This is a genomic window from Bacillus sp. JJ1773 (genome assembly GCF_036962035.1).
GTDB lineage: Bacteria > Bacillota > Bacilli > Bacillales > Cytobacillaceae > Cytobacillus.
The window spans coordinates 1-2,659 of sequence record NZ_JBALNX010000158.1; the positions used below are offsets into that span (position 1 = coordinate 1).

Sequence of the window (2,659 nt, forward strand, 5' to 3'; positions counted from 1 at the left end):
AAGTTTTATAAATTGAAAATATTACATAATCGCGTGGATTCGTGGTATTTTCAAGTACTTTATCACCAAACCAATCAACACCGATATTTAACCATTCACTATTGCTTTTCTCTTTGATCTTGTCCTTAGCCCAGGTATAATACTCTTCCTCAGAAGGATTAGTTAATACCAAAATAATTAATATAAGAGTAATTGCTATGAGCCATTTTTTCATTTTAAGAATCTCCCATCAACTTTAATAGACCGGCTTAAAATATTGACATTAATTCATGTCTAAAAACCATTCTATGTCAAATAACCTTGAATCCATTTCATCTAACCGATACAAAACATCATCAAGTTCATATTTCAAGCTTTCATTTTCATCTTCTAATTCATTTATCCTATCTTGCATTTCTTCAATACTTTCCTGCATTTCAATAATTGTTGATTCCATGTCGTAGTTTACTGTAGGTTCGCTTGAACATCCTGTTACTAATATTAATGGAATTAATAATACTCTTTTCATTGGTTAAACCTCTCTTTCTAAATTCATTAATTGAAGAATTCTCCATTTGAGTGTTCTTTCCTTTAATTAGTTTAATAGAAATAGGGGAGTTAAGGATGGCTAATTAAATGGTGATAAATTGATAAAAAAAGTGTACGAATCTAAACCATCTTGAAAATTTTGGAGGTGATAACTATGTCAACTGAAACTAAGAAAGGGTTAACAGATGTGCAATTAAAGGTAATTGAAAAGGTTGTTTCAGGTGAATCATCTATTATTGATTGCTTGAATGAAGTCCAAGTATCTAAGTCAACTTATTACTACTGGTTAAAGTACAACCAAGAGTTTCAAAATGCTATGGAAAAAGAGTGCCTTTTTAGACACTCTTAATTTCTTTAATTTTAGTCTTGAATTACCTTATTTCCTTTTTTCTTCTAATCGGAGCAATCCCATAAAAAACTAAACCTAATACTAGATAAAGTGAAAATCCAAAAAAATCATTGTCTATTATTGAGTTAACACTTGCTCCTACACAAAAAGCACCTAAGATATTAGGGTTAAACCCTTTAAATCCGTTTTTAATATGAAAAAAGACTACATAAATATTCCATCCCCTCTAGGGAGTTTCTACTATATTCCGGTCTATAGCAAAACCACAGGTGATCTACACCTATGATCTTAGTTAATTTATTTTACTAATATTAATATAAACAGGATTTCCTATGTAATCACTAAATGTTTTTATTAATTTATGGTTTATGGATATATTTTTCCGATTTTACCCATGTAATTTCTACGTTTTCGACAGAATAGGTCGAGTTTCTATTCTACATAATATTTCCCCTCCCCCTTCATGTATTATTAATAAAATTATGATTATGAACATTAAAACTACTTCTCTTTCTTTAACACCCCTGCTCCAAAGTTGAAGTGGTACCACAAAAATAAGCGTTAATTCTTAAAATAAGCGTTAATCCTTCTTGGACTAACGCATCCGTTTGTGGAAGATCATAAGTACATGTCTTGTTAAACTAACTCACCAGCTAGATTAGCTGGATACCCCACTCCTAGACATGGACAAGGTTCTGAACAATGGAGTAGTGAAGAATAGTTTTAATCGTAATTCGGAATGGAAAAGTACGTAGTGAATCAAGCAGATCTAGCAGAGTACTGTTGAAAAAATATATAAAGAACAAATTGAAGCATGGCGTGATTCTTGCCTTAACGCTAGTGGGCCGCGAATCTAGTCAAACAAAGCAGTTGAACAAGAATACAAACGATAACTAAAACTTTAATTAATTTTCGAAAAAAAATAATCTTTTAGCATGTTTTCCCTCTCTGCCTCAGTGAAATGATTATAGGGTTTATCGCTAGCAACTTCTTTAATAATTTCAGAGTATAGACGTGCATCATAATCTAAAACCTTTTCCATACCCACTTCACATACTATATCTACTGGTCCATAATTTATTCTTGCTTTCTCTGTATCATTACGCAAATAAACACATTTGTCTGCAAATACAATGCCGCTGCAAGTGATATACCTATTTGTAACTCCAAATAAATGATTGGTCTTCTCCTTTATTCAACTGACATGGGTTGAATGAATGTTTCTGAATAATTTGTCTCGATCACAGAAATATTAAATATAGACTAATCAAAATCTAACAAAGGTGGTAATGGCTTAATGAAATATATTGAAATTAGTCTTACTAAATGTAATTTATATATAACTGAACAAGAACTGTTTTCATTACTATCGAGAGACATAGAACTCTATAAACGAATTTTAATTCGTGGTAAGGCATTTAGAAGAAATGAAGTTCAAAAAAGTCGTGAGCAGAGATTTCTAAACTAACGTTAAGGGTTACTTTATGTTTTTCTTCTTCTTAAGCTAACTGTATCGAAAGGACATTTTATTTTAGATAAGATATCTTTTTGATTTGCCTCCAGAAAAGTCCAAAATCTAATTTGAGGCACGGAGCTATTATTATTTTTTGATTCAATTATAAATAGTGGTAAGTCTTCATAATTAAATGGGATTCTATGAAATAACACAGGTTGAGAACCATATAAGATTGATACTTTTAGCCAGTTGTAAAAATGGTTTAATATTAAAATCTGCTGTATCTTATTTATTATGGATAGTAGCTGCGATTCATTGTAAAATAT

At 30.7% G+C, this 2,659-nt stretch carries 5 protein-coding genes; 1 reads left to right on the forward strand and 4 read right to left on the reverse strand.

Annotation, left to right across the window (positions count from 1 at the left end):
• A partial coding sequence (locus tag V7127_RS25755; RefSeq protein ID WP_335491105.1) for a hypothetical protein occupies positions 1-214 on the reverse strand: 214 nt, incomplete at its 3' end.
• 48 nt (positions 215-262) lie between these two features.
• Complete coding sequence (locus tag V7127_RS25760; protein ID WP_335491108.1) at positions 263-508, reverse strand: hypothetical protein; 246 nt, start codon at positions 506-508, stop codon at positions 263-265.
• 174 nt (positions 509-682) lie between these two features.
• Between V7127_RS25760 and V7127_RS25765 the strand changes: the two genes are divergently transcribed.
• On the forward strand, positions 683-877 hold the full coding sequence (locus V7127_RS25765) for a hypothetical protein (protein WP_335491111.1): 195 nt from the start codon (positions 683-685) through the stop codon (positions 875-877).
• A gap of 901 nt (positions 878-1,778) precedes the next feature.
• Here V7127_RS25765 and V7127_RS25770 read toward each other — a convergent pair.
• Complete coding sequence (locus V7127_RS25770) at positions 1,779-1,985, reverse strand: hypothetical protein (protein WP_335491113.1); 207 nt, start codon at positions 1,983-1,985, stop codon at positions 1,779-1,781.
• A 374-nt stretch (positions 1,986-2,359) separates the two neighbouring features.
• Positions 2,360-2,659: hypothetical protein (locus tag V7127_RS25775; RefSeq protein WP_335491116.1), on the reverse strand; the 300-nt coding region annotated here is incomplete at its 5' end.

Excerpts from the sequence above, each read along its gene's own strand:
- V7127_RS25760 (WP_335491108.1), bottom strand. The coding sequence starts at position 508 with ATGAAAAGAGTATTATTAATTCCATTAATATTAGTAACAGGATGTTCA.
- V7127_RS25765 (WP_335491111.1), top strand. The coding sequence starts at position 683 with ATGTCAACTGAAACTAAGAAAGGGTTAACAGATGTGCAATTAAAGGTA.